The 25,040-nt window shown below is 66.9% G+C and carries 23 protein-coding genes and 1 pseudogene; 8 read left to right on the top strand and 16 right to left on the bottom strand.

The genetic code is table 11. The features are described 5' to 3' along the window. Positions 1 to 75: 75 nt before the first annotated feature. Positions 76 to 309, bottom strand: a pseudogene (locus WS54_RS31580) (NADP oxidoreductase coenzyme); the annotation flags it as partial. Positions 310 to 350: 41 nt separating this feature from the next. On the opposite strand from WS54_RS31580, the gene WS54_RS31575 reads away from it, so the two are divergent. Next, on the top strand, positions 351 to 1,313 hold the full coding sequence (locus WS54_RS31575) for a helix-turn-helix domain-containing protein (RefSeq protein WP_059781722.1): 963 nt from the start codon (positions 351 to 353) through the stop codon (positions 1,311 to 1,313). A 132-nt stretch (positions 1,314 to 1,445) separates the two neighbouring features. On the opposite strand, the gene WS54_RS31570 is transcribed toward WS54_RS31575, so the two are convergent. After that, positions 1,446 to 2,378 carry a LysR family transcriptional regulator gene (locus WS54_RS31570; RefSeq protein WP_059781721.1) on the bottom strand — a complete coding sequence of 311 codons (933 nt, stop codon included), beginning with the start codon at positions 2,376 to 2,378 and terminating at the stop codon, positions 1,446 to 1,448. Positions 2,379 to 2,588: 210 nt separating this feature from the next. On the opposite strand from WS54_RS31570, the gene WS54_RS31565 reads away from it, so the two are divergent. Then, entirely contained in the window at positions 2,589 to 3,455 is an 867-nt protein-coding gene (locus tag WS54_RS31565) for an NmrA family NAD(P)-binding protein (protein WP_059781719.1), read from the top strand. Between the two features lie 103 nt (positions 3,456 to 3,558). Beyond that, positions 3,559 to 4,635 (top strand): PLP-dependent cysteine synthase family protein, encoded by a 1,077-nt coding sequence (locus WS54_RS31560; RefSeq protein ID WP_236872821.1) that lies wholly within the window; start codon positions 3,559 to 3,561, stop codon positions 4,633 to 4,635. Positions 4,636 to 4,943: 308 nt separating this feature from the next. On the opposite strand, the gene WS54_RS31550 is transcribed toward WS54_RS31560, so the two are convergent. The 6 genes from WS54_RS31550 to WS54_RS31525 form a co-directional block, all read right to left on the bottom strand. Next, on the bottom strand, positions 4,944 to 6,176 hold the full coding sequence (locus tag WS54_RS31550) for an MFS transporter (RefSeq protein WP_059781715.1): 1,233 nt from the start codon (positions 6,174 to 6,176) through the stop codon (positions 4,944 to 4,946). A 185-nt stretch (positions 6,177 to 6,361) separates the two neighbouring features. After that, a complete protein-coding gene (gene aroE / locus WS54_RS31545) occupies positions 6,362 to 7,195 on the bottom strand; it encodes a shikimate dehydrogenase (RefSeq protein ID WP_059781713.1) in 834 nt (277 codons plus the stop codon). Then, complete coding sequence (locus tag WS54_RS31540; RefSeq protein WP_059781724.1) at positions 7,192 to 8,415, bottom strand: CaiB/BaiF CoA transferase family protein; 1,224 nt, start codon at positions 8,413 to 8,415, stop codon at positions 7,192 to 7,194. Before WS54_RS31540 ends, aroE begins: the two co-directional genes overlap by 4 nt. Further along, positions 8,415 to 8,873: a MaoC family dehydratase gene (locus WS54_RS31535; protein WP_034209024.1), complete on the bottom strand. Its 459-nt coding sequence runs from the start codon at positions 8,871 to 8,873 to the stop codon at positions 8,415 to 8,417. Before WS54_RS31535 ends, WS54_RS31540 begins: the two co-directional genes overlap by 1 nt. A gap of 2 nt (positions 8,874 to 8,875) precedes the next feature. Continuing rightward, entirely contained in the window at positions 8,876 to 9,268 is a 393-nt protein-coding gene (locus WS54_RS31530) for a VOC family protein (protein WP_059781711.1), read from the bottom strand. Beyond that, positions 9,265 to 10,215: a ketopantoate reductase family protein gene (locus WS54_RS31525; protein ID WP_059781709.1), complete on the bottom strand. Its 951-nt coding sequence runs from the start codon at positions 10,213 to 10,215 to the stop codon at positions 9,265 to 9,267. The genes WS54_RS31530 and WS54_RS31525 overlap by 4 nt, the downstream gene beginning before the upstream one ends. Positions 10,216 to 10,296: 81 nt before the next feature. Between WS54_RS31525 and WS54_RS31520 the strand changes: the two genes are divergently transcribed. Continuing rightward, complete coding sequence (locus WS54_RS31520) at positions 10,297 to 11,217, top strand: LysR family transcriptional regulator (RefSeq protein WP_059781707.1); 921 nt, start codon at positions 10,297 to 10,299, stop codon at positions 11,215 to 11,217. An 81-nt stretch (positions 11,218 to 11,298) separates the two neighbouring features. Here WS54_RS31520 and WS54_RS31515 read toward each other — a convergent pair whose 3' ends face one another. Further along, positions 11,299 to 13,206: a DUF3857 domain-containing protein gene (locus WS54_RS31515; RefSeq protein WP_082725096.1), complete on the bottom strand. Its 1,908-nt coding sequence runs from the start codon at positions 13,204 to 13,206 to the stop codon at positions 11,299 to 11,301. A 173-nt stretch (positions 13,207 to 13,379) separates the two neighbouring features. Next, positions 13,380 to 14,285: a LysR family transcriptional regulator gene (locus tag WS54_RS31510; RefSeq protein WP_059781704.1), complete on the bottom strand. Its 906-nt coding sequence runs from the start codon at positions 14,283 to 14,285 to the stop codon at positions 13,380 to 13,382. Between the two features lie 96 nt (positions 14,286 to 14,381). Between WS54_RS31510 and WS54_RS31505 the strand changes: the two genes are divergently transcribed. After that, positions 14,382 to 14,996, top strand: coding sequence for an NIPSNAP family protein (locus WS54_RS31505; RefSeq protein WP_059781702.1), 615 nt, complete (start codon positions 14,382 to 14,384; stop codon positions 14,994 to 14,996). 20 nt (positions 14,997 to 15,016) lie between these two features. On the opposite strand, the gene WS54_RS31500 is transcribed toward WS54_RS31505, so the two are convergent. Beyond that, positions 15,017 to 16,267: an ATP-grasp domain-containing protein gene (locus WS54_RS31500; RefSeq protein ID WP_059781700.1), complete on the bottom strand. Its 1,251-nt coding sequence runs from the start codon at positions 16,265 to 16,267 to the stop codon at positions 15,017 to 15,019. A gap of 37 nt (positions 16,268 to 16,304) precedes the next feature. Then, on the bottom strand, positions 16,305 to 17,249 hold the full coding sequence (locus WS54_RS31495) for a hypothetical protein (protein ID WP_059781699.1): 945 nt from the start codon (positions 17,247 to 17,249) through the stop codon (positions 16,305 to 16,307). 150 nt (positions 17,250 to 17,399) lie between these two features. Here WS54_RS31495 and WS54_RS31490 point away from each other — a divergent pair, with 150 nt between their 5' ends. Next, positions 17,400 to 18,275, top strand: coding sequence for a LysR substrate-binding domain-containing protein (locus WS54_RS31490; RefSeq protein WP_059781698.1), 876 nt, complete (start codon positions 17,400 to 17,402; stop codon positions 18,273 to 18,275). A 33-nt stretch (positions 18,276 to 18,308) separates the two neighbouring features. Here WS54_RS31490 and WS54_RS31485 read toward each other — a convergent pair whose 3' ends face one another. Both WS54_RS31485 and WS54_RS31480 read right to left on the bottom strand, forming a co-directional pair. Further along, the gene (locus WS54_RS31485; RefSeq protein ID WP_034209031.1) at positions 18,309 to 19,577 is read right to left on the bottom strand and encodes an ATP-grasp domain-containing protein; all 1,269 of its coding nucleotides are present in this window, start codon (positions 19,575 to 19,577) and stop codon (positions 18,309 to 18,311) included. A gap of 53 nt (positions 19,578 to 19,630) precedes the next feature. Then, positions 19,631 to 21,073, bottom strand: a complete 1,443-nt coding sequence (locus tag WS54_RS31480; RefSeq protein WP_059781696.1) for an MFS transporter — start codon at positions 21,071 to 21,073, stop codon at positions 19,631 to 19,633. 414 nt (positions 21,074 to 21,487) lie between these two features. Between WS54_RS31480 and WS54_RS31470 the strand changes: the two genes are divergently transcribed. Both WS54_RS31470 and WS54_RS31465 read left to right on the top strand, forming a co-directional pair. Beyond that, complete coding sequence (locus tag WS54_RS31470; RefSeq protein ID WP_059781694.1) at positions 21,488 to 22,609, top strand: TauD/TfdA family dioxygenase; 1,122 nt, start codon at positions 21,488 to 21,490, stop codon at positions 22,607 to 22,609. Positions 22,610 to 22,708: 99 nt separating this feature from the next. Next, entirely contained in the window at positions 22,709 to 23,650 is a 942-nt protein-coding gene (locus WS54_RS31465) for an ABC transporter substrate-binding protein (protein WP_059781692.1), read from the top strand. A 136-nt stretch (positions 23,651 to 23,786) separates the two neighbouring features. Here WS54_RS31465 and WS54_RS31460 read toward each other — a convergent pair whose 3' ends face one another. Further along, a complete protein-coding gene (locus WS54_RS31460; RefSeq protein ID WP_059781691.1) occupies positions 23,787 to 24,305 on the bottom strand; it encodes an AidA/PixA family protein in 519 nt (172 codons plus the stop codon). Between the two features lie 69 nt (positions 24,306 to 24,374). Further along, entirely contained in the window at positions 24,375 to 24,878 is a 504-nt protein-coding gene (locus WS54_RS31455) for an inclusion body family protein (RefSeq protein ID WP_034209036.1), read from the bottom strand. Between the last annotated feature and the right edge of the window lie 162 nt (positions 24,879 to 25,040).

Here is a 25,040-nt window from a genome sequence, read left to right as displayed (position 1 = left end):
CGTCGCCGTTCGGGCGTCGGCGGTGCACGGCAACGATCCATTCGACTCGGCGAAATACGTGGAAACCGGGCTCCGTCAGCCAAAGCTGATCAGGTCCTTGAAGATCAGGTGTCCCCAGCTTTTTCTGCGCGCGTGCACCAGCCATCCGCCTTCCGAAAGCCGGCCGAGCCGGATCGGCGCGAAGCCGAGTTGTTCCGCAAGCGCACCGACCTCCGCCGCGGCCTCGTCGTCGTCGCTCGCCAGAAACACGACTCTCCTGCCACCGTGGACGGCCGGATCCTGGCCAAGGACGGCGGCGACCAGATGGTTGGGCTATAGTCGTAAACGATATTCACAGCGACGTTTGCGACATGAGATTGACTATCCTGGCCCTCGACGGTCTGTTCGATACAGGGCTCACGGTGCTGCTGGATACCTTCGCGATGGCCAACGAACTGGCTGCTGCTCAAGGCTTTGCCGCGCCACCCTTCGACGTGACGGTGGCGGGCGTGCGCAAACGCATTCGCACCGCGCATGGATTGTCGATGCCGGTGGAATCGGCAAGCAGCGTGCGCCACCCGGACTGGGTGGTCGTGCCTGCGCCCGGTATCCGGGAGCCGGAGCGCCTGGCCAAGGCGCTGGAGCGTCGAGACGTGCGCGTTGCGATGGCGCACCTTCGTGCATGGCATGCTGGCGGCATCGGCGTGGCCGCCGCCTGCATCGGTACGTTCGTGCTGGCCGAAGCCGGGCTTCTGGATCATCGCGAGGCGACGACTACGTGGTCGCTGTCGCCTTTTTTCCGTCAACGTTATCCGGCGGTCGATCTGAACGAGTCACGCATGGTCGTCGCCGCGGATCGCCTGATCACGGCAGGATCGGCCATGGGCCATCTCGACTTGGCGCTGTGGTTGCTGCGTCAGGCCAGTCCCGAGCTGGCCACGCTCGTGGCGCGCTTCATGTTGATCGACAAGCGATCGTCGCAAGCCGAATACATCATTCCGGATTACCTTGCACACGCCGATCCGTTGGTCGCGCGATTCGAGCGCTGGGCTCGCGAGAATCTTTCCCTGGGTTTCTCGCTTCAGGCAGCGGCAGCGGCATTGGCCGTCGGACCGCGCACGTTGCAGCGCCGTACCGAGGCGGTACTCGGGAAGTCGCCGCTGGCGTTCTTCCAGGATCTCCGGATCGAACGGGCGCAGAACCTCGTGTCGATGGGTTACGACCTGGAGACGATCGCAAGCGAGGTCGGCTATGCGGATGCGGCGACGTTGCGGGCCTTGCTGCGGCGTCGGCTCGGCCGTGGGGTGCGGGAATTGCGCGCCGACAATCGGTAGCGTCCTCGATACGGCCGGCATGGCTTCGCCAACGCGAGCGACCGGGCTCGAACGCCGTCGCTGCGTCGACCGCGGCGCCGTCGTACGCCGCGCATGCCGAGGCAAGGTTCCGTGGGCTCCGCCGGAACCGCGCTAGCGCGTGCCGACGTCCGCGTGAACGCCCGTCAGTTCGATCATGAAATCCAGGAACGCGCGCGTCTTTGCCGGCACGTGATGCCGGGACGGGTAGTACGCGTATAACGGATACCGCTCGTCGGCCCACTCGGGAAAGAGATCGATCAACCGGCCGTCGGCGATCAGCGGCTCGGCGCCGAGCAACAGCATCTGCGCGATTCCGGAACCGGCGAGGCACGCATTGAGCAGCGCGCCCGGATCGTTGACCGTGAGGCGTCCGCGGGTGTCGACCACGATGCGTTTGCGCTTGCGATGGAATTCCCACGCGAACGGCTTGCCTGTCTCGGGGTTGCGAAATTCCAGGCAGCGGTGGAGTCCGTTCTCGAGGTCCTGGGGTTTTGCCGGCCGCCCCCGGCGCGCGATGTACGAGGGCGCCGCGACCGTCACGACGCCGGTGTCGAGCAGCTTTCTCGCGATCAGGCTGGACGCCCGCGGTTCGCCGAATCGCACGGCGAGGTCGAAGCCGTCCATGACGAGGTCGCCGAGGCTGTCTCGCGCGATGAGCTCGATTTCGAGCTCGGGATGCGCGTCCATGAACGCATCGAGCCGTGGCCCGAGAATGGCCCGGTAGACGACCGGATCCAGATTGATTCGCAGCTTTCCGCGCACGGCGGAGGCGCCGCCTGCGGCCGCCGCGGCGGCTTCCTCCAGCCCGGCGAGATGGGGCATGACCTGCTCGTAAAAGCGGCGGCCCTCTTCGGTGAGCGACACGGATCGCGTCGTTCGGTTGAACAGCCGGATGTTCAGCCTTCTTTCCAGCCGGGCAATCGCTCGGCTGACGCCCGGCGGCGTCATGCCGATCACGTCGGCGGCAGCCGCGAACGTCCCGGCATCGACCACGGCGGCGAACACGCTGATGCTGCCGGACAGTTTTTCGCTACTGGATCTCATCGTCGTTCGAGTGAATACGGGGAGCGGGTGGCGAGCGGCCCACGGAAGGCCGACGCGCGAACGCCGTACGGCGCGGTGCCGCCGGGCGTCCGCGTCGATCATGCCCAATTGATGACGCGTTGTCACTGATCTGATGCCATCCATGTCGTTTTGTTTCTTTCGGCGTTTGTCCAGAATGCGACCCACGTATTCACACATGGAGAACGAGCAATGTATGCCATCACAGGAATCACCGGCCAGGTCGGCGGCGCACTGGCCCGCGAGCTGCTGGCCGCGGGGCGGCCGGTGCGCGCGGTCGTACGCGACACGACGCGGGCAAGGGCATGGGCGGAGCGCGGGTGCGAGATGGCGACCGCGGTCATGGAAGACCCTGCGTCGCTTGCCGCCGCGTTCGCCGGCGCGTCGGGCGTTTTCATCCTGCTGCCGCCGGTGTTCGATCCGGCGCCCGGGTTTCCCGAGGCGCGGAAGGTGATCGAAGCCGTATCCGCCGCGCTTCTGACGGCGCGTCCGGAAAAGGTCGTTTGCCTGTCGACGATCGGCGCGCAGGCCCACGAGACCAATCTGCTCACGCAACTCACGCTGATGGAGCAGGCGCTGCGCGAGATGCCGATGCCGGTGACGTTCCTGCGGCCCGGCTGGTTCATGGAGAACGCCGCGTGGGATGTCGCGTCCGCGCGCGACGGGGGCGTCGTCGCCAGTTACCTGCAGCCGCTCGACAAGCCCGTGCCGATGGTCGCCACCGCGGACGTGGGCCGTGTTGCGGCGGAACTGCTGCAGCAGACGTGGAGCGGGGTGCGTGTCGTCGAGCTCGAAGGCCCGCGCCGGGTGAGCCCCCACGATCTCGCGCTGGCCTTCGCTCGCGTGTTGGGCCGGGACGTGCGCGCGGAAGCCGTCGACAGGCGAACGTGGGAAGCGCTGTTTCGCGCGCAGGGTATGAAGCATCCGCTCCCGCGCATGCGCATGCTGGATGGCTTCAACGAAGGCTGGATCGATTTCGACAGCAATCCTGACGATATCTTGCGCGGCCATGTCGCGCTGGACACGGTGCTGGGCGAGCTGGCGTCGCGTACGGTCTGAACGAATGCGGCGGGCGACGCGTGGTGCGCTTGCGCCGCGCCCGCCCATGCATCGGATTTCCGATCAGGCGGAGAGCGGTTTCCATGCCGAAGGGATGTCGTAAATGCCGCCATTAATGTCATTTATGACTATGGCGCAAGGCCTCGTCGTGCGTCTAGACTGCGAAGCATTTCCGGCATTCCCGGATCTGTTCAACCGCCATCCGCCTGCTCGTACCGGTTCGTTCACTTCAGAGATCAACATGAAATCGACTCCCGGCAGCATCCTCGACACGATCGGCAACACGCCGCTCGTCCCGTTACGATATGTTGTCCCGAAGAACGGCGCGCGTCTGTTCGTCAAGCTCGAAAGCCAGAATCCGACCGGCAGCATGAAAGACCGGATCGCGCTGGCGATGATCGAAGCGCCCGAGCGCGATGGGCGTCTGCCGGCCGGCGGCGCGGTGGTCGAGTACACCGGCGGCAGCACGGGCGTGTCGCTCGCGCTGGTGTGCGCCGTCAAGCGGCATCCGCTGCATCTGGTTTCATCGGATGCGTTCGCGAAGGAGAAGCTCGATCACATGCGCCTGCTCGGCGCGAAGCTGACGCTCGTCCCGAGCGACAACGGCAAGCAAACCGAGAAGCTGACGAAGGACATGATTCGCGAAGCGCATCGGATCGCCGGCGAGACGGGCGCATACCTCACCGCACAGATGGAAAACACCGATCAGCTCGGCGCCTATACGAAGATGGCCGACGAGATCTGGGAGCAGACCGGCGGCCGTCTCGACGGTTTCGTCCAGAGCGTCGGTACGGCTGCGTCGCTGCGCGGGATTTCGCGGCGCTTGCGCGAGCATGACGCACGCATCCGGATCGCCGGTGTCGAGCCGGCCGAATCGGCGGTGCTGTCGGGTGGGCCGACCGGGGCGCACAAGATCGACGGAATCGGCGCGGGCTATGTCGTGCCGCTTTGGCGCGACGGTATCGCGGACGAACTCGAGCGCGTCTCGACGGAGGACGCGAGAGCCATGGCGTTCCGGCTGGCCGCCGAGGAGGGGCTGTTCTGCGGTACGTCGACCGGCGCCAACGTAACCGGCGCATTGCGACTCGCCGAACGGCTCGGCCCGGACGCCACGATCGTGACGATCATGTGCGACACGGGCATGAAGTATCTGAAGTCGTTCGCGCAAACGATGGGCTGATGGTTTGGGGGGGCTTGGGTCGGCGAGATCCGCGTGCATGAAAAACGCAGTACCTCCCGCTTTCCCGATAGCCGAGAGCGTTTCGTCCGCGCCGGATCGGCTGATCGGCGCGGCGCTTTGGTTCGCGGTTGCCGTGCCTGTTCGAGATCCGCTGCGCGGCACCGAACGCGACGACGCGGTACCGACCTTACCTCCAGCATCGTGGGGGCGACGAGCGCGTGGCCGATTATCGCGCGACGGGTTTCGCGTTCGACTGGCATCTGCTGGCGCTGCCGTGCGATCTTCACCCGCCGATTCTCCACCGCAACTCAGCGACCCTCCACCGCGCGCGCCGGAACCGTTGCCGCGACCAAAGTCGCATCGCCGATTTTCGGCAACCACGCAAACGCGATCGCGACCAGCGTGACGCCGACGACGAGCATCGGCGCCACCATCGGCCACGCGCCCGACTGATAGCGCGGATCGGTGAAAACCGCCGCCGTCTGTCCCACGCCGAACGCGAAGAACATCATGATGAAGCCGGACCACGATACCGCGCGACCGGCAAGATGAGGCAGGCCGCTGACCGCGCCTGCCTGCCCGCACGGCTGATGGATTCCGTGGCCGAGGCAATACACGCCATGCCCGACGAGCAGCGGCCAGATGCTGCCGGGAAGCAGCGCACACCCCAAAGCCTGGATCACCGCCCCTGACAGGCTCAACGTTGCACCCTGACGCACCGTGCGCAGCATGCTTTGACGTCGCAGCAACTGCCGGCAGCCAAAGGTACTCAGGACGTAGACGAGCGTCCCGCTCGCGGGGATCCAGCCGTATCGCTGCGGCGAGATGCCGAACTGCCGGATATAGATCGTCGGAGAAAGCAGCAGAAAACAGAACATGCCGGTGTACGTCGACGCGGCCAGCAGCGTCCATACCCTGAACGGAGCATTGCCGAATATCTCGCGCACGTCCCCGGCCGAGTTCCGGCGCGGCGCGATTCTCGCGGCGCTTTCCTCGAAGCCGTACGCGCACATGACGAGCAAGCCGAACGCATACAGGCTCATCCCCGCGAGTACCCATCGCCAGCCGGCGTGCTGCGTGACGTACGCCCCGACGATCGGGGCGAGGAACGCCATCATCCCCATTCCCATGAAGCCGCGTGCCATCACGTACGGGCCGTCGCCCGCCGAATACCGGTCGCGCACCGTCGCGCGGGCGCATACCAGTATCGCGGCCATGGCAAAGCCCTGCATCGCACGCGCGGTCACCAGCATCGCGGCGGTCGACGCGAGCGCCGCCGCCAATGCGGTCAGCGCATAGAGCGTCAGGCCGGCCAGCAAGACGGGGCGACGGCCGAACCGGTCCGACAGACTGCCCATCGGCAACTGTCCGACACCGAATATCAATGCGAACACCGTGAGGCTGACGCTGGCGGAGCCCAGCGTCGCGGCGATTTCAGGCAGCGCAGGCAGATAACTGTCGGTCGCCACCGGCTGGGCCGCCAGCAACAGCGGCAACATGAGCGCGAAGTTCAGGCGAGCGGGGCGCGTGGTGTCCGGCATGACGGGGTTCGGCACGGTCTAGGGCGGGGAAGGGGCGGGGGAAGCGGGCGGCGGCAACGCAACGTCGCGCGACGTGGCTCGTTCGTATGGACGCGCCGAGTCTACCCGATCGCGCCTGCCGCCCCTGCCGCGTTCGATGCCGTCGCGCATCGGGATCGGCTGCATGCCGACACCCCATCGCGTGTTCAGTCGAACGGCACGGCCAGCCGGTCGATCACCGCACTGGTCGCGGGGCGCACGCCGCGCCACCATGCGAACGCCTCGGCCGCCTGCTCGACCAGCATGCCGACGCCGTCCGCGATCCCGTGCACGCCCGCGTTTTTCGCGAGCCGGAGGAACGGCGTGAGCCGCTTGCCATAGGCGAGTTCGTAGGCGGTTCCCGTCGGACTGAACACGCTCGGCGGGACGGGCGGCAGGTCGCCGGTCAGGCTGGCCGACGTCGCATTGACGACCAGGTCGAAACGTCCCATCCGCGCGAGGTCCGCGTAGCTGCCGGCCACGAGCGGACCGCGCCCGGCCACCTGCGCGGCCAGTGCGCGCGCCTTGTCGACGTCGCGATTCGCGATCACGAGTTCCGCCGGGCCGGCTTCGAGGAACGGCAACAGCGCGCCGCGCGCCGCGCCGCCCGCACCGAGCACCAGCACGCGCTTGCCGGCCATCGGCAGATTGAGATTCGCTTCGATATCGCGAACCAGCCCGATGCCGTCGAAGTTGTCCGCCAGGATGCGGCCGCCGTCGAACTTGAGTGCGTTGGCCGCGCCCGCGAGCCGCGCACGCTCGCTGCGTTCGTCCGACATCGCGAACGCGTCGAGCTTGAACGGCGCGGTGACGTTGATGCCCTTGCCGCCGCCATCGAAAAACGCACGCACCGTTGCAGCAAAAGCACCTGCCGGCTCGAGCGGGCCTTCGATCGCCGTATAGCGGAGGTTCTGTCGCGTCTCTTGCGCGAAGAGGCCGTGAATCAGCGGGGATTTCGTGTGTCCGATCGGATTGCCGATCACCGCGTATCGATCAGTCATCGTTGGCTCGCTTTCGAATAGAGGACGCCATCGGCCTGCATCGCGTCGATTTCGGCCGAATCGAACCCGAGGGAACGCGCGACTTCCGCGTTGTGCTGCCCGAGATCGGGCGCGACGTCGCGAATCGTCGTATCGCAATCGGAAAACCGGAACGGCAGGTTGGGCAGACGCAGCGTCCCGTAGCGCGGATGCTGTTGCTCGACGACCATGCCCCTGGCCTGGATCTGCGGATCGTTCAACACCTCGTCGATGCGCTGCACCTTCGCGCACGGCACGTCGATGCCGTCCAGCAGGTCCAGTACCGACGCGACGGAACGCGCGGCCACCCACGGCTCGACCACCGACAGGATCTCCGCGCGGTGTGCGTTGCGGCCGGTGCTGTCGTGAAACCGCGTGTCGGCGCCGAAACCCGCCGGGCCGCCGTGCGACGCGATCAGTTGTGCGAAGCGCTTCCACGCATCGTCGACCTGCGCGGCGATCACGAGATCGCCGTCAGCGGCACGGAACACGCCGTAGAGTGTCGACGTCGGCATGTCGTGCCCGGTCTGCTCGGGCAGCACGCCCTGCAGCGTGTAGCACTGCACCGCGTATTCGTGCATCGACACCAGCGTGTCGTACAGCGCCATGTCGACGTGTTGCCCGCGGCCGCTCTTCACGCGCCCGAGCAGCGCGGCATTGATCGCCGCGACCGCATGAATGCCGGTGTACATGTCGCCGAGCGAAATGCGCAGCAGCGGCGGCCGCTCGCCGGGCGTGCCGACCATCTGCATGATCCCGCTCTTCGCTTCGGCGATCAGCCCGAAGCCCGCGCGATGCGCGTCGGGACCGGTGTGCCCGTACGCCGAAATCGAGCAGTAGACGAGGCCCGGATTGCGCGCCGACAGTTCGGCATAGCCGAGCCCGAGCTTGTCCAGCGCGCCCGGCCGGTAGTTCTCGATGAAGACGTCGGCGGAGTCGCACAGCCGCTGCATGAACGCCTTGCCGCGCGCGTCCTTCATGTTGACGCTCACGCCGCGCTTGCCCATGTTGAGCTGCAGGAAGTAGCCGCTTTGCTGGTCGTCGAGCACGGTCGCGTGCTGGCGCCCGGCGTCGCCGGCGCCGGGACGCTCGACCTTGATGACTTCGGCGCCGAGCGCGGCGAGACAGCGCCCGACATACGGGCCGGCGAGAAAGTGGCTGTAGTCGACGACGCGAATGCCTTCGAGGGGACGAGCCTGCATCATCGTGCCTCCGGACGGCGCGGCACCATCAGACGATGTTCGCCGCGTTGAACGACCTGCCCGTCCTGATTGATCAGTTCCGACGGCAGCACGACGATGCCCCAGTCCGGGCGGCTCTTGCTCGCCCGCATCGAACCGACGCGGAACGTCACGTGCAGCACGTCGCCGACCTTGATCGGCAGCAGGAAATCCCAGGTCCAGCCGAGCGACATGCCCGGCAGGAACCGATAGTCGCTCTGGGTCTTCAGGCCGTCGGCGACGGACAGGCCGAACAGCCCGTGCGCGACGAGGCAGCCGAAATGGCTGGCGTTCGCGTAATCCTCGTCCACGTGAACGGGCGTATGGTCGCCGGTGAGGTCGGCATACGCGAGAATGCGTTCCTTGGTCACGACGTAGCTCGGGCTCGTGCACGTGTCGCCCTCGCGGGCGTCGTCCCAGTATTTCTCGACGATCGTCATGGTCATGCCTCCGCGCGCGGGTCGATCGCCAGTGCCTGCGCGACGCAGGAAGCCGGCCGGGCCTGAATCAGTTCGACGGCGAGCCCGTCGGGCAGGCGAAGCCAGTTGCGTCCCTGCGGCATCTCCGTCACGTCGAACCGCCGCGCGGTGGCCAGCGCGGCCTCCAGGTCTTCGCACATCACGCCGAGATGCGCGAGCCTGCCTTCGGGGCCGTCGTGTTCCGGCGCGTGGATGAACTGCAGGCCGCCGAGCGTCCAGTACTGTCGCGGCGCGTCGAGCGTGCCGTCCACTTCGCGCAGCGTCATGCCGAGCACGTCCTCGAAGAAGCGGATGTGCCAGCGGATGTCCTTCACCCAGATCGCAACGTGTTCGAGATAGGCTTTCGTGGCATTCATGCGGCAGCCTCCTCGCGCCGGCGATCGGCCATCGCGCGCTCCAGCCCCTTGATGCAGGCGACGAGCGTGGCGTTGACCGGGGTCGGCACGCCGTAGCGCTGCCCGGCGCGCACGACCGAACCGTTGATGAAGTCGATCTCGGTGATCGAGCCTTTCTCCAGGCTTTGCAACATCGAGGTCTTGAAGGCCGCGGGCAGCCCCTCGGCGGCGAGCGTCCACGCCTGTTCGGGATCGGTCATCGACAGCCTGACGCCGGCCGCCTGCGCCGCCGCGATCGCCTCGGCGACAGCCGCGAGCGACGTCGCCTTCAGCAGCGGCTCGTCGTAAAGCTGGCCGTAGGTGAGGCCGGTGACGCCGGTCAGCGCGCCGGTCGCGACGTTGACGAGCAGCTTGTCCCACATCGTGCCGACGATGTTGTCGCTGATCGTCGTCGCGAGGCCGGCGGTATCGAACGCGTCGGCGATCGCCCGTACGCGCGGCGTGATGCGGCCGTCGAGTTCGCCGATGTAAGTGGCCTTGCCGATGACGCCGGATTCGATATGGCCCGGCCCGCGAAGCACGCCGCCGACGTAAGTCTTGCCCGCGAGTACGCGCTCGCGGCCGACGGCGTCGCTCAGGATTTCCTCGTGTCCGAGGCCGTTCTGCAGCGACAGCACGACGGTATCGGGCCCGACGAGCGACCGGGCGCCGCGGATGGCCGCGTCGGTGTGGAACGACTTGACCAGCACCACCACCAGGTCGGCCGCGCCGACTTCGGCAGCCTGCGTCGTCGCATGAACGCGTACGTGCCGGGAGCCGCGGGCGTCGTCGACCCGCAGGCCGTCGCGACGCATCGTATCGACGTGCGTGGGCGAGCGGTCGATCAACCAGGTCTCGTGACCGCCTTCGGTGAGGGTGGCGCCGATCGCGCAACCCAGTGCGCCGGCTCCCAGAATCGCGATTTTCAATGCTGTCTCCTTGACGTATGGCCTCACGATAGAAGCCGGCGCTCATGTCGACAATGCAATGGATACAATGGCGCCATTGCCATGAACAATAACGCGCCGATGCCAGCCGATCTGCCGGACCTGAAACTGCTTCAGCTATTCGATCTCCTGTACGACGTGCGCAGCGTCACGCGCGTCGCCGAGCAGCTCGGCCAGAGCCAGCCGACCGTCAGCATCTGGCTCGGGCACTTGCGGGAGCACCTGCACGATCCGCTCTTCATTCGCACGCCCGGCGGCATGGCGCCGACGCCGCAAGCCGACGCGCTGATCGGGCCATGCCGGGAAATCCTCGAATCGCTGCGGCGCTTCACCGCGTGGGAAATCGCCTTCGATCCCGCGACCGCCCAGCGGCGCTTTCGCATCTGCATGACCGATGCGAGCCACGTCACGCTGCTGCCGCGGCTGCTGGCCCATGTTCGCGCGCAGGCGCCCGGCGTCCGGCTGGAAGCCGCACGGATCGACGGCAATACGGAGCGGGCGCTCGAATCGGGCGAAGCCGATCTCGCGATCGGCTACGTGCCGTGGCTCGGCGGCGGCATTTATCAGCAGAAGCTGTATGACCAGGACTGGATTTGTCTGGTGAATCGACATCACCCGAGGATTCGCGGCCGGCTCGGGGTAAAGCAATATCGTTCGGAAGGGCATGTCGCGATTACGGCCGGAACCGGCGCGCAACTCCTCGAACAGGCGCTGCGGCAGGCGCGCATCGAGCGGGACGTGGTGCTGGAATTGCCGGGTTTTCTGGGCTTGGGGGCGATCGTGCAGACGACCGACCTGATCACGACGCTACCGCGTCATATCGGCGAGACGCTGGCCCAGGTCAACGATCTGGCGGTGCATGCATGCCCGATCCCGGTCGACGGGTTCGCGGTGCGGCAGCATTGGCACGCGCGCTATCACCACGAGGCCGGCAACCGGTGGCTGCGAGGTGTCGTGATTCGATTGTTCGGTGCTTCGCATTGACTGTGGCTTCGGCGTTCGCGATGGACGCCGGAGGCGGCGCGGCTTTCGGGCGCTTCCGATTCGGCCGCGCCCGAAAGCCGATCATCGATAGACGATCTGCGCGGCGAGGTCGTGCTTGATCGACCTGGCCATGCGTCGGAATTCGGGGTACTCGTCCGGCTGCAGATACGGCCGCGGCGAATTCAGCTCGAGCGACCGGGTCACGCTGACGGTGCTGCCTTCCATTGCATAGGAAGACGTATAAGTGCCGAACGACGAAGTCACCGTGACGGGCTTCGGAAGGCCCAACACCTTCATCGACGTCGGCAACTCCAGTTTCGTGATTTCGCTGAAGCGCCCGGCTTTGAACAGGAGCGGGGTGTTGCGTTTGGTCGGTCCTGTCCAGTCAAAGGCACTGGCGACCGTGTCGAAGCCGCCCAGTCCTCTTGGGACACGCATCGCGCCGGGGCCGGGGAGCGGGGTGTAGTCCGGTAGTTCGAATACGCTGGAAAACGTAAACGCGGTTCGGAGATCGCCGATGTCGCCGTGACGGTAGCGGCCGGTGCCCTCCGATCCGCTCGCGGTAAGGAATGCTTGCGCAAACACCGGTTCGGAACCTGCCGGCAACCGGGCGAACACGGAGCGGGCGGTCCAGTCGTATTCGCCGCGGTTTTCGACTTTGCTGTTGCCGCGAACGGTACCGGACGGGTCGAGCGTGGTGTGCGTGGTGACCGTCACCGTGTCGGCATCGGCGTGTGCAACGGGAAGCACGATCAAGCGAGACTCTGCATTGCCGATGCCCGTCAGCAACGCCTGCTTTCCTGCCTCGTTGAAAGGTAGCGTGCCGAATCGGGCCGTACCGGCCGTCGAGTCGAGGTAGACGTCGAATTCGGGAACGTAGGTGATCGCGTGATTGAATACGGCCAGCGGGCTCGCCACCGAAGGCAGCCAATAGCGACTGTCCGCATTCACGAGTACCGTGCCGCTCGAGATGCCTTTTGCCGCCAGCAGCGCCTGCAGCAGCGTCGTATGGTCCTTGCAGTCGCCGTAGCGCGCCTGCAGGACGTCCTGTGCGGTGTGCGGAACGACGCCGCCGAAACCGAGGAACACGGCAACGTAGCGGATGTTTCGGCTCACCCATCGATAGAGGGCATCCGCTTGATCGCGCCGGTCGACGATTCCGTTCGTGACGAGATCGGCCAGCGCCTGCACGTCGGGCGTGACCGTCGCTTGTGCGTGCGCACGGGCGGCGTATGCCTGTCCGAGCGCCGCGTAGTCCGGAAACGTCGTGACCGCGAGCCGCGGGCTGCGGTCGTCGATACTCGGCGCATTCGCTTCGAATGGCTGCGCACGCGCATCCTTGATCGTCCAGCGCCAGATTTGCCGGCCGTCGACGTCGGCTGCCTCCCGTCCACCCTGCATGTCGACGACATCCGCATGCAGCGCCATCGACGCGGGCGCGTCGATCGTGATGCTGGCGCTCTGGATCGGCTTGTTGGTCGGAAACGTGTCGTCGGCGGAGAAGTGCCCGGGGAACAGCGGCGTGACCTGCGTCTCGCGCGTGCGCATGGTCACGGTCGCGCCGGGCTCGACGCCGGGAAAGACGATCGTCTTGACGAGGTTGTCGTCGAAGCTGGGGGCGTGGACGCTCGACGCACTTTGACGCGTGAAGATTGCGCTGGCCGGAACGTCGATCCGCACGCCGTCGCGCGTGGTGGTGTAGGCCTCGAGCACGTCGAATTTCTGCAACTCGCGGCTATATCGATAGGAAACCTGACCATACGATCTGACGCCCCGTTCCGTCTCGACGCGGATCGATCTTGCTTGATCGTGGGTCGACGAGCCGTCGCGATTCACGGTGTAGACATTGTCGTCGGACAGGACGGTGAAGGCGGGAGAGGAATCGGCGGAATACGCGACTGTTGCATGCGTGACGATTGCCGCCACGGCGACGTGTGCCCGAATCATGCGGCCGATTGAAATGGATCGACGGTCTCGCGTAATCAGCATGTGGATAGCCCTTCGAATTGTTGTTTTCCTCCGGCGAGGAGGACGCAAGAAACTACCACGACGACGAGGATGCCGCTACGGATCGCGGCGCGTATTCGGCATCGATTTGCCAGTCCTGCTTGCGTCGACAGGTTTTTGTCAGCTGATCGCCGGGTCTCTCGTAAACGATTCGCCTATCCGGCGCCGAACCGTTCGACCACGAATTCAGTGAAGCTACGAAGCTTCGGCGATTTCCGCCTCTCCTGCAGATAAAGCAGATTCATCGGCCGTTCCGGCCCGGCGAAGTCCGGCATGAGCTCGACGAGGCGCGCGTCGCGAATGTCGTCGCGTATCAACATGGACGGAAGCATCGCGATACCGAGCCCTCTCAATGTCGCCCGGCGCAACGCGTCCGCACTGTCGATTTTCAGCCTGCCGTCCACGGCGATGCTCGTCGGCCCGTCCGGACCTTCCAGCATCCATCGAGGTTGCGCCGCGTGCCATTCCGATCGGGGCGGATACGCATACGTCAGGCATTGATGCTCGGCAAGCGCTTGCGGCGTAGTCGGCGCACCGTGTTCGCGAACGTAAGCGGGAGACGCGCACAGCACCAGCCGATAGGGCGCCAGCGGCCGCGCCACCACATCCGGGTTGGCGAGCGCACCGATGCGAATGGCTGCCTCGAAACCGTCGTCGAACAGATCGGCGAGCGAGTCGGTTGCGACGATATCGAGCTGGACCTCGGGGTAGCGCCGGTAATAGTCCGCGAGCGCGGGAACCAGGCACTCGTTCGTAAACACGACGGGCGCGGTCACGCGCAAACGCCCTCGCGGCTGCTGGAGGTGAGCGAGCGCAAGCTGTTCCGTGTCGTCGACCAGGCCGAGGACTTCGACGCATCGCTCGTAGTAAGCGTGGCCGAACGCGCTGACTTTCTGCTTACGGGTCGTGCGGTGCACGAGGACCGCGCCCAGCCGATTTTCCAAAGCCTGAAGGTAGTTGCCGACCATGGTCGGCGACAGGTTGGACGCTTGCGCGGCTGCGGTCAGGCTACCCGTTTCCACGATACGGACGAATACGGCCATCGCCTTGAGGAGATCCATTGCGCAATGGTACTGGATTCTGTTTCAAGGCGACGCGCGTTTATCGGCCACCGGTTTGGAAATAGATTGCGATATCCGAACGACAGGAGAACTGAAATGCCGTATGAACTCACGACGTTGGCGTGTCCGCTTACGGACCAGGACACGGTGTCCGGCCGTGCGCATCGCTGGGTGTCGGATGCCGACGCGCGAGGGCGCCTGCTGGGCGCATGGCGCACGGAAATCGGCGAGCTGTCGCGGATTGTCGTGCTGCGTGGCTTCGAGACGATGGATGAATTGCAGCATGAACGCAATCGGGCATTGCGCGCCGAGCGACCTTTCGGAATTGAAAGCGCGTCCGTTCGATTGGCGATGGAAAGCTATGCGCTGTTTCCTTTTCTGCCCGACGTCGAACCGGCGGCATTCGGCGGCTTCCACGAGATTCGCCGCTACTGGCTGAAAGCCGGCGGTATTGCGCCGACCATTTCCGCGTGGGAGCGTGCGATAGGTCCGGCCCACGCCTATACGTCGCATCTCGTTTGCAACCTGTACGCGCTAGATGGACCGCCGCGCATCACGCACATTTGGGGATTCTCGAGTCTGGAAGAACGCATGGCGTTGAGAAAGCGGCACTATGCGGAGGGTCTTTGGCCTCCGACGGGCGGTCCGGAGCAGATCGAAAGCGCGACGTCGACGATCGGCTTGCCGGAGGCGTGGTCGCCGCTGCACTGAATGCGCTGCCGGCGCGCGTGTCACGCTATTTCTCCGGCGGAAGGATTCAGAGCGGGAGACGGAGCCGCCGCCCGCGTCGGCTGCACGACGGCTCGGCGCTCGGCCGCGGAACCCGCGTCGTCCGCTGAACCATGCACAGCCGGCAACGCAACGCGCACATAAAGAAACGCGCGCCGTTCGCGATCGGGCAGCACTTGCGGCCCATAGCTGATCCTGACCGCGCCGTCGTCGATCTCGCCGGCCTGCGCGAACCGCCACGCACCGGGATCGCTGTCGAGCAGGAATTCGGCGCGCGCATACGCGTGCGGCTCGAAAAGCTCGGGAATCGTCACCGTCCGTCCATCGAGCTTGTCGAGCAACGCTTCGACCACGTTGAAGCCGTAGCCGTCGCGCACGATGTCGCAGATGAAGCTGCCCGCGATGCGCGGATTCAGTTCGATCACGTGCGGCACGCCGTCGTGCACGATGCAGTCGAGATGCACGGGCCCCCACGTGAGCCCGGCGGCGGCCGTCGCACGCGTGCCGACGTCGATCAGCGCATGCAGCGTGTCGGCGTCGAGATCGAGTTCGGATGTATACCCGCGCTCGAGAAAACCGGCGCCGTGCCGCTTCAGCTTGCGCAGCGCGCCGACGTATCGACCGTCGAAATACTCGACGCAGTATTCGCTGCCCTCCAGGAATTCCTCGATGACGACGCGTTCGGTCGCACGCGAAGCGTCATCGGCTTGCATGGCGGCGAGCGCGTCCAGCTGCGCGCGCACGGCGGCCACGTCCTCGCAGCGGCGCACGCCGTCGCTCGCGGAGCCTTCCGACGGTTTGACGACGACCGGCAAGCGCAACGCGGCAGCCGCGGCCGCGAGCGCCGCCGGCGCGGCCAGCGTGCCCGCGACGAACTGCGCGGCCGGGATCCCGTGCGCGGCGAGCAATGCCTTCTGGTTCGACTTCGACACCGCGTGCGCGACGTGGCGTGCATCGGGGCCGGGCAGCCCGAGCGCATCGGCGACCCATGCGGCGGTGCGTGCATAGGTGTCGTGCGCGGTCGTCACGCGCAGCGTGTCCAGTTCGTCCGCGAAGCGCGCGCGCAGCCAGCCGGCGAGCTGGTTGGCGTCGGGCGCGAGATTGACCGTCTCGACGCCGTCGGGAAACACGCCGTCGAGACGATGGCCGGGCGCGGTGACGACGGTCACGGCCGCCTGGCGTGCGAGGGCGGCGCGCACCAGCGCGACGCTGCTGCCGGTGGCGCGTGCGCCGATCACGATGAGTCGCTTCATGACGAATCCTTGATCGAGGGCGGAAGAGGGAAGCCGGCTAGCGGGGGCGCCGGCGCAGCTGCTGCGCTTCGAGGCGCGGCAGCAGATGCTGGACGACGCGCGGCAGCGTATAGATCGGCAACTGCGCGCACGCGAACACGAGCGCTATGGTCGGCGTCGCGGCCAGCCCGAGCGCCGCCCACATCAGCCCGACGTTGCGATTGGCGACGATCAGCGCGACGTTCAGGCGCGTGCGGACGTCGCCGGGCGTGAGCCCGTACGCGACGATCTGGAAACCCGCGTTGACGGCGAATGCGAGGGCGATCGCGGTCAGTGCGCGGTGCGGGGCGTCGATGATCGACTGCTGCATGCCGGCCATCGTGCCGAGCGCGAATATCAGCAGCGCGGCGACGACGATCGCGTCGATCGGGGTCGCGTGGCGCGCGAGCCGCGCGCCGGCAAAGCGCCGCACGAGCAACGCGACGCCTTCGGCGCTGCCGATCAGCAGCGCGAGCCGCAGCGCGAGGCTCGACGGCGAGATCGACACCGCCGCGTCGTGGCTGAACCAGGCCGTCAGCAACGGGGCGGTCAGCGGCACGAACACCATCGACGCGAGGGTCGCGACGAGCGCGACGCTGGCGTCGAGCGACAGCATGCGCGCGATCGTCGACGTGCCGCTCGACGGCGGCGCGCAGTACGCGATCACCAGCGCCACGACCCAGTCGTACGGCAGGCCGGCGAGCCGCGCGGCGATGCCGAGCGCGACCGGGCACGCGATCATCGTCATGGCGGGCAGCAGCAGCGACACGGCGGGACGCCGCGCCACCGCGCGCACGGCGCTCGGCTCGACGCGCAGCAGCGTGCCGAGCACGAACAGGAACACGGTCGCGGGCATCAGCGGCCGCGCGAGGTCGGCCAGCGGCGGCGCCAGCAGCCCGAGGCCGACGCCGCACGCGAGCACGGTCGGGCCGCGCCGCACCAACGCGGCGATCAGTGCGCGCACGGGCGAACCTCGGGCCGGTGGCGAGCCGGAGTGAAGCCGAAGCGGGCGGCGGATGGCATGCGGATTCCCTGGAAGCGGACAGCCTAGGCTAATCCGGATGATTGGAGAAGTAAAATGATATAAACTGAATCTGTAACAAGAGAAAGTGATATGAACATCCCTCTCCTCGAAACTTTCCGGACCGTCGTGCAGGAAGGCAGCGCGTTGCGCGCGGCCGAACGGCTCGGCTGCACGCAATCGAACGTCACGGCGCGGCTGCGCCAGCTCGAAGAGTCGCTCGACGCGCCGCTGTTCGATCGACACGGCAAGCGGCTGGTGCTGAACGATGCCGGGCGCCGGCTGATTCCGTATTGCGACCGCATCCTGCGTCTCGTCGACGAAGCGACGCAGGTGGTGCGCGAAACGCCGGTAGCCCGCGGCTTGCGGCTGGGGTCGATGGAAAGCACGGCCGCCACGCGGCTGCCGGCGCTGGCCGCCGCGCTGAAGGAACGCGATCCGGCGCTCGGCCTCGTGGTGCAGATCGGCAGCGAGCCGGACCTGGCCGACGCGCTGTTGCGCGGCCGGATCGACGCGGCGCTCACCGCGCGCGCGGTCGTGCGGCCCGGGCTGCGTTACGAGCCCGCGTTCGCGGAAGACATGGTGCTGGCGAGCGCGGCGACCGTCACGCGCCGGCAACTGTTGGCCGACAACACGGTGCGCTTGCTCGCGTTTCACGACGGCTGCCCGTATCGCGCGGTCGCGGAGCACTGGCTGAAGGCGCGCGGTGTCGCGATCGAATCGGTGTCGTCGTTCGGCACGTTCGGCGCGATCCTCGGCTGCGTCGCGGCCGGGATGGGCGTCGCGATCCTGCCGAAGCGGATCACGGCCGAGCACGTGGCGCGCAAGGAGCTGCGCACGCATGCGTTCGACGATCTCGGCAGCGTGACCACCTACCTCGTCACGCCCGACGAAGCGCCTGCGCTGCCCGAACTCGACGCATTGCGCGCGGTGCTCGGCCGGCAGGCCGGTGCGCTGCTCGCACGCTGATACGAGACTGCGCGGCCCTGGCGTGAACACGCGCTAGGCCGGCGCGACCGCGCCTTCGTCCGCGAAGAAGTCGGCCTCGATTTCGCGAATCCGCCGGCAATCCTCGAGCAGCCGCTCGAAGGTCGGGCTGTAGAGGCCGACCGTGCCGAGCGCCGTCTGCAGGTCGGTGGTCACGCGCAGCGAGTCGCCGACCTTGACCCACTGCTTGAGCCCGACGAACGACGGCAGCGCCTGGATCGCCTGCCACGTGAAATCCTGCCGCAGCACGCCGTTGCGCGACGACAGCAACAGCACGTGCCCGCAGTACCCGCGAAAATCCGTCGGCGCGGCGACGTCGCCGAACAGCCGCTCCGGATGCAGCACGGCTTCGACGGCGGCCGACACGTGATTCTCGCCGCTGACCGCGCTCGTCAGCCGCGGATCGAGGCTGCCGTGCAGACGGGCGTTCAGCTCGACGATCGTCGGGCCGTCGGCCGTATCGAACAGCTCCAGATGGGTCGGCCCGAAGCGCACGTCCAGCGCGTCGAGCACGTCGGCCGCATAGTCGAGCAGCGGCGCGTAGCGCGGATCGGTGTGGTTCAGCACCAGCATCTTGTCGAGCCGCGGCGCGTGCGTGCGGTCGCGATGCACCTCCCACAGGCTGACCACGCGATGGCGGCCCTCGAACGACACCGAGTCGACGATGTATTCCTGCCCCTCGGAATAGCTCTGGATCACGATGTCGTCGTTCGGCTGGTTGTACAGCGAACGGGTGGCCAGCACGTCGCGCGCGGCGGCCTCGACCTGCGCGAGCGTCCGGCAGATCTTCACGCCGGCCACGCCCGCGCTGCGCGCCGGCTTCACCACGAGCGGCAACGTGCCGTGCGCGCGCGCCCAGTCGAGCGCTTCGTCGACCGACGTGCTGTGAAAGTGCGCGGGCGCGCGCAGCCCGGCCTGACGAATGCGTTCGTTCATCGCGAACTTGTCGCGTCGCGCGGCGGAGGTCGCGAGCGGGTTGCGAAACGGCACGTCGAGCCGCTCGGCCAGCGTATCGGCCAGCTCGAGCGCCGCGTCGAGGCCGTGCAGCACCGCGCCGATGCGCAGGTCGCTCAGTTGCGCGAGCGTCGCGTCGATGTCGCCGCGATGCTGGACCTGCCGGATGTAGTCGGACGGCACGAACTGGTTTCGGTAGATTGCCGGCAGATCGGGGTCGCTGATCACATGCGCGCAACGGATGCCGTATGCGCGAAACGCGGGGGCCAGGTAAGCGGCGGTCGACGCGCCGTCGACGATCAGGACGGTATCGATGAAGCGATGCTGCATGGATTCCTCGCTCGGATGGGGGATCGGGTGAAGGATGCGGGGCGCCGGCGTGCTCAGGCCCGCGTGCCGGTATCGGCCGGGTCGCCGGGCCAGCGCACCGCCAGCACGACACAGGCCGCGACGAGCACGGCCGCCACGGCGAACGCGCGCGCCGCGCCGGTCGCGATGGCCGCGCCTTGGCCGGCGACCAGCGCGCCGAGCGTCGCGACGCCGATCGCGGCGCCCACCTGGCGTGCGGTATTGAGGATCGCGGACGCAGTGGCCGAGCGCCCGGCCTCGACACTGCCGAGCATCGTCGACGTCAGCGCGGGAATCGCGATGCCGCCGCCGATCGCCATCGCCGCGAGCCCGGGCGCCAGCAACGCGTACGGCGCGTGCGCGGCGAGTGTCCGCCACAGCCACACATAGCCGGCGAGCGACACGGCGAGACCGACGATGACGGTCGCGCGAAACCCGTAGCGGACCGCGAGCCGAGCGCTCGCGATGTTGGCGAGCATGATGATCGTGAGCGGCGCGAGCGCGAGCCCCGATTCGGTCGCCGTGAAGCCGCGCGCGTTCTGGAAATAGACACTCAGCGAGAAGATCAGCCCGTAGAACGCCGCATTCGTGATCGCGCCGATCGCGAGCACGCTCGGCACGCGCGCGATCCGGAAGAACGCGAGCGGCAGCATCGGCGCGCTCGCGCGCCGCTCGATCGCGACGAACGACGCGCCGAGCGCGACCGACGCGATCAGTGCGCCGGCCGCATACGGATCGCCGATCCCGTACGCCCCGGCCCGGATGATGCCGCCCGTCAGCAGTCCGAGCACGAGCACCGCGACGATCTGGCCGGCCGGATCGAACAGCCGCGTGCGCGCGGCAGCCGAATCCTGCACGTGGCGCAGCGTGAGCCACAGCCCGAGCGCGCAGATCGGCAGGTTGATGAAGAAGATCGCGCGCCAGCCGAGCGAATCGATCAGCAGGCCGCCGAGCGTCGGTCCGGCCGCGCTGATCGCGCCGCCCGTCGCGCTCCACCATGCGACGGCTTTCACGCGCGCGGCGGCATCGCTGGCGCACGCATGCGTGATGAGCGCGAGCGACGTGGGCAGGATCATCGCGGCGCCGACGCCTTGCGCGATCCGCGCGGCAACCAGCGCCGCCAGCGACGGCGCGAGCGCGCAGCCGAGCGACGCGAGCAGGAACAGCGCAAGGCCGTACGCGAACAGTCGACGGCTGCCGAAACGGTCGGCCAGCGTGCCGGACGTCAGCAGCAGCGCGGCGAACGACAGCGTATAGGCATCGACGATCCACTGCAGCCCGTGGACGCTCGATCCGAACGCGTGGCCGAGGCTCGGGATCGCGACGTTGACCACGGTCACGTCGAGCTGGACGATCGCGAAGCCGAGGCTCGCGGCGGCGACGGTCGGGAGGATGGCGCGCAGCGATGCGCGGGGCGATTCCGCGGCGGCGATCGGCGTGCGCTCGACGCGGTCGAGCGCCGGGGCACGATCGCTCATCGCGACTCCCGGGGCGTATGGGGTGTGTAGGGCGTATAGGGCGCGTGGGACGGCTGGCGGTATCGGTTCATCGGGCGGGTTTCCGTAAGGCGGACGAGGGAAGCCGGCTGCCCGTCGGGCGCCGGTCGCGGCGTCGAATCCGACGGAAAAATAGCATCGACCCGTTAGCGAATACAAATAATAAGCAGCGATTTTTTAACAAGTATTCCTGTTAAAGGGCCGCTCGAGCGAGGTGAACCGGTTCCGGCCGGATTGCTGAACTTATATCGATAATGTTCGTTTGCAATCGAATTAATATCATTTCGCAATGCAATGCGGGTCTCCTAGTCTTGTCGAGCGCTTCGCCCCGAGGACGGCGGAGCGCGGCGGCGATGCCACGCCGCTCTTCGAACCAGATCTTTATACGAGAGACTTATGACCTATCTCGCAGATGAACGCATCGCTTTGACGGCAGTGGAATCCGCTCACATCCGCAAGACGCTCGGCGCGCTGGATTACGATCCGGCCGGCGGCGCAGGCTATATCAGCGCGGTCCGCAAGCTGGCCTACAACGCGTTTCCCGACCGGATCGTCGACGCATTCGATCGGGCGAAGGCGCCGACCGCGGACGCGCACGGCTCGATCGAGATCGACAACCTGCCGATCGACGACGGCGTGACCGGCAGCCCGCGATTCGAGGAAACCGGCCGCTCCTTCAAGGCCGGCGTGTTGAGCGAGAACGTGCTGGTCGCGTTGAGCACGCTGGCCGGCGAGCCGTACTCGATCGCGCACGAAGGCCGCGAGCTGGTGAACAACCTGACGCCGCACAAGGCGACCGCGCGCGACTATACGGGCCTCGGCTCCGAGGTCGAACTCGATTTCCATATCGAGAACGCCGCGCAGGCGCACATGCCGGAAGGCGACACGTCGCCATTCGCGCTGCTGCTGCTCGGCGTGCGCAGCGAGGCCGGCGGCGGCCCGTACACGCGGCTCGCCGATGCGCGCCGCGCGCTTCAATTGCTGTCGCCGGACGATATTGCGCAACTCTACGGCGAGCACTACATCATTCGCGTGCCGTACCGGTGGCGCGGCGCGACGCCGACGCCGCGCGACAACACCGACCTGAGCGCCGTGCTGTCGGGGCCGCTCGATGCGCCGCGCGTGACGGTCGCGTTCTATCCGGACATGGTGCTGGCGGTCAATGCGCGCGCGCAGGAAGCGCTGGCCAACCTGTATCGCGCGGTGCGCGAAGTGTCGTTCGGCGTGCAGGTGTCGCCCGGCAAGCTGGTGCTGATCAACAACCACTTCACGCTGCATTCGCGCGATCGCTTCGATCCGCAGTACGACGAGAACGATCGCGCGTTCCGCTGGGTGCAGCGCGTGTTCGTCGCGCGTAGCCTGTGGAATTTCCGCGCGTTCACGCCGCTGCAGGCGCGCGTGTTCGACCCGAAAGCGCTGTACGCGGGCGAATCGGCGCAGGCGAGGCAGCCGTCGCCGGCCGTGCAAGCCGCGCCGCCGCGCGCGGCCGCGGTCGAACTCGAAGCGGCGCCTGCGTGAGCGACCCGGCGTGGCAGCGACTGGCGCCGAACGTTGCCGGCCCGCTGCCCGCACGCTTCGTTTCCTGCATCGTCGAATCAATACAGGATTCCACAAGACATGAGAAGAACCGTTTTTCCCGTTGCGCGCATCGCCCGCGTGCTGGCCGTCGCGCTGATTGCCGGGAGCGCCGTCGCCGCGCAGGCGACGTCGTTCGACCTGAGTCCCGAGCAGCCGGCCCGGCAGCGCGGCGCCGTGAACCCGGCGGTCGAGCAGGCGCTGCCGGCCGGCTTCCGGTTTGCCGAAGCGAACACGCTGACGATCGGCATCGCACCGAATCTGCCGCCGCTCAGCACCTATGCGACCGACGCACGCACGGTGGTCGGCTTCGATCCCGATCTCGCGCAACTGATCGCGGACAGTATCGGCCGTAAGCTGAAGATCGTGCCGCTCGCGTGGGCCGATTGGCCGCTCGCGCTGCAGTCCGGCAAGGTCGACGCGGTGATCTCGAACGTGACGGTCACCGAGCAGCGCAAGGAGAAATTCGATTTCTCGACCTACCGGAAGGACCAGCTCGGCTTCTACGTGAAGATCGGCAGCAAGCTGGCGGCGATCCGCGAGCCGAAGGATGTCGCCGGGTTGCGTGTCGTGACCGATTCGGGCACGAACCAGGAAAAGATCCTGCTCGAATGGAACCGGCAGAACGTCGCGCACGGTCTCGCGCCCGTCGAGATCCAGTATTACGCGGATGCGGCCGAGCGCTGGGTCGCGCTGCAGTCGGGCCGCATCGACACGATCTTCAGCGTGAACTCGATGCTCGCGTATCAGGCGTCGCTGCGTGGCGATGCGAAGCTGATCGGCACCGTCAGCGGCGGCTGGCCGCGCACCGCGGACATCGCGATCACGACCCGCAAGGGCAGCGGCCTCGCCGAGCCGCTGACGCTCGCGATCAATGCGCTGATCGCCAACGGCAGCTATCGGAAGGCGCTCGATCACTGGCGGCTGGACGCCGAGGCGATCGACCGGTCGCAGACCAATCCGCCGGGGTTGCCGCGCACCTGAGCACGGCACGCGACGCCGCCCACGTCGACATCGTCGTAGTCGTTGTCGGCGCCGTCCTCCGCCCCGATCGCGTTGAAGCCGATACGCGGCGGCAGCGTGAAATAGCCTTCGCGATCCGCTATGGCGTGACGCCCGGCTATTTCGTGTCGGGCCGGCTGGCGGCGATCTCGATCGCCGTTTCCCAGCGGAAATAGCCCGATACGGCGCCGTCGCGATCGAGCACGGCGAAATCGGCCGTGCACGTGGTGGCGCCCGCGGCGAGCACCTCGCTGCGCCAGAAGTGGTCTTTCATCGGCCGACACGACGGATGCAGCAGGTCGTCGCCGTCCGGCACCGGCATGGCGGCGTCGCGGATTTCCGCTTCGATCGGCGCGACGATGCCGGCGTCCTTCAGCGTGAACCGGACGAACAGCACGGTTACCTCCGCACGTAGCGCGAGCGCGGTTTCGCGTAGATGGAGTTGGTCGCCCGGTTGCAGGCCGGCGAAGAACTTGCTGTCGTTGTGACCGAGCCGACTGTCGACGGGGCTTATCACGTAGATGTGCCGGCCGTCGATGACGGTTGGCGTATCGGCGTTCCGGCTCGCATCGGGATGGGCCGACAGCAGCGTGGCGGCGTCGACGATCGCGAGAACATCGCAACGAAGACCAGACATGAGCGCTTCCTCCGCAACAAGGGAATGACACGGGCGGCCGCGCGGCCACCCGCTTGCCGCGATCGACGATCAGTTGTGGATCGAAATGAACGGATCCCACTGATAGCAGCCCAGCGACTGACAGTTGCGATCGATGATCTGGAAGTAGAAGTGGTAGGTCACGCGGCCCTCCGACAGCGTTTCCGACGACCAGTAATAGTTGTCGACCTTCTGGCAGGTCGGCGTCGACGGCGAGCTCGGATTCGGAATCGGGATCGACGCGGTGGCCTTGCGCGGCGTCGGCGGCGAGATCAGGTCCTTGCCTTGATTCGCGATGAAGCCGTAGAAAATGACCTGTTTTTCGAAGCCGAGCGACAGGCTCGTTTCGCGCCAGCGGATCAGGTCGCCCACCTGCGCTTTCAGGTCGAGCTCGCCGCCCGCCTGCCCGGAAACCACGTTGTCCTGGTTGGTGACCATGTACACGTGCTTCCAGTCGATCAGCGTCGGGTTTTTCGGATCCCGGCTGGGATTCGGATATTTCTGGAGAATGGTTTCGGTATCGAACGAGACGAGCACATCGGTAACGCGTGACATAGAAGCTCCCGTTTAAAGTAATGGAACTTATCGTTGCGCGAATTGCTTCGTGCGGCCGCCATCGCATTGTGCTGCAAGGGTTTTCACCGGTTTCGACGCATGCAGAAGCGACGGCGAATGCAGGTTATCCCGTTTGATTGAACGTGGAAGCTGTAAAAGTAA

The sequence above is a fragment of the Burkholderia sp. NRF60-BP8 genome (assembly GCF_001522585.2).
GTDB lineage: Bacteria > Pseudomonadota > Gammaproteobacteria > Burkholderiales > Burkholderiaceae > Burkholderia.
Note: the sequence above shows the minus strand (reverse complement) of the source record. Positions and strands in the feature narration are given on the sequence as shown.

Excerpts from the sequence above, each read along its gene's own strand:
- WS54_RS31455 (WP_034209036.1), bottom strand. The coding sequence starts at position 24,878 with ATGTCACGCGTTACCGATGTGCTCGTCTCGTTCGATACCGAAACCATT.
- WS54_RS31470 (WP_059781694.1), top strand. The coding sequence starts at position 21,488 with ATGACCTATCTCGCAGATGAACGCATCGCTTTGACGGCAGTGGAATCC.
- WS54_RS31480 (WP_059781696.1), bottom strand. The coding sequence starts at position 21,073 with ATGAGCGATCGTGCCCCGGCGCTCGACCGCGTCGAGCGCACGCCGATC.
- aroE (WP_059781713.1), bottom strand. The coding sequence starts at position 7,195 with ATGACTGATCGATACGCGGTGATCGGCAATCCGATCGGACACACGAAA.
- WS54_RS31550 (WP_059781715.1), bottom strand. The coding sequence starts at position 6,176 with ATGCCGGACACCACGCGCCCCGCTCGCCTGAACTTCGCGCTCATGTTG.
- WS54_RS31460 (WP_059781691.1), bottom strand. The coding sequence starts at position 24,305 with ATGTCTGGTCTTCGTTGCGATGTTCTCGCGATCGTCGACGCCGCCACG.
- WS54_RS31565 (WP_059781719.1), top strand. The coding sequence starts at position 2,589 with ATGTATGCCATCACAGGAATCACCGGCCAGGTCGGCGGCGCACTGGCC.
- WS54_RS31485 (WP_034209031.1), bottom strand. The coding sequence starts at position 19,577 with ATGCAGCATCGCTTCATCGATACCGTCCTGATCGTCGACGGCGCGTCG.
- WS54_RS31505 (WP_059781702.1), top strand. The coding sequence starts at position 14,382 with ATGCCGTATGAACTCACGACGTTGGCGTGTCCGCTTACGGACCAGGAC.
- WS54_RS31500 (WP_059781700.1), bottom strand. The coding sequence starts at position 16,267 with ATGAAGCGACTCATCGTGATCGGCGCACGCGCCACCGGCAGCAGCGTC.
- WS54_RS31515 (WP_082725096.1), bottom strand. The coding sequence starts at position 13,206 with ATGCTGATTACGCGAGACCGTCGATCCATTTCAATCGGCCGCATGATT.
- WS54_RS31510 (WP_059781704.1), bottom strand. The coding sequence starts at position 14,285 with ATGGATCTCCTCAAGGCGATGGCCGTATTCGTCCGTATCGTGGAAACG.
- WS54_RS31540 (WP_059781724.1), bottom strand. The coding sequence starts at position 8,415 with ATGCAGGCTCGTCCCCTCGAAGGCATTCGCGTCGTCGACTACAGCCAC.
- WS54_RS31520 (WP_059781707.1), top strand. The coding sequence starts at position 10,297 with ATGAACAATAACGCGCCGATGCCAGCCGATCTGCCGGACCTGAAACTG.
- WS54_RS31465 (WP_059781692.1), top strand. The coding sequence starts at position 22,709 with ATGAGAAGAACCGTTTTTCCCGTTGCGCGCATCGCCCGCGTGCTGGCC.
- WS54_RS31530 (WP_059781711.1), bottom strand. The coding sequence starts at position 9,268 with ATGAATGCCACGAAAGCCTATCTCGAACACGTTGCGATCTGGGTGAAG.
- WS54_RS31575 (WP_059781722.1), top strand. The coding sequence starts at position 351 with ATGAGATTGACTATCCTGGCCCTCGACGGTCTGTTCGATACAGGGCTC.
- WS54_RS31535 (WP_034209024.1), bottom strand. The coding sequence starts at position 8,873 with ATGACGATCGTCGAGAAATACTGGGACGACGCCCGCGAGGGCGACACG.
- WS54_RS31490 (WP_059781698.1), top strand. The coding sequence starts at position 17,400 with ATGAACATCCCTCTCCTCGAAACTTTCCGGACCGTCGTGCAGGAAGGC.
- WS54_RS31560 (WP_236872821.1), top strand. The coding sequence starts at position 3,559 with ATGCCGCCATTAATGTCATTTATGACTATGGCGCAAGGCCTCGTCGTG.
- WS54_RS31570 (WP_059781721.1), bottom strand. The coding sequence starts at position 2,378 with ATGAGATCCAGTAGCGAAAAACTGTCCGGCAGCATCAGCGTGTTCGCC.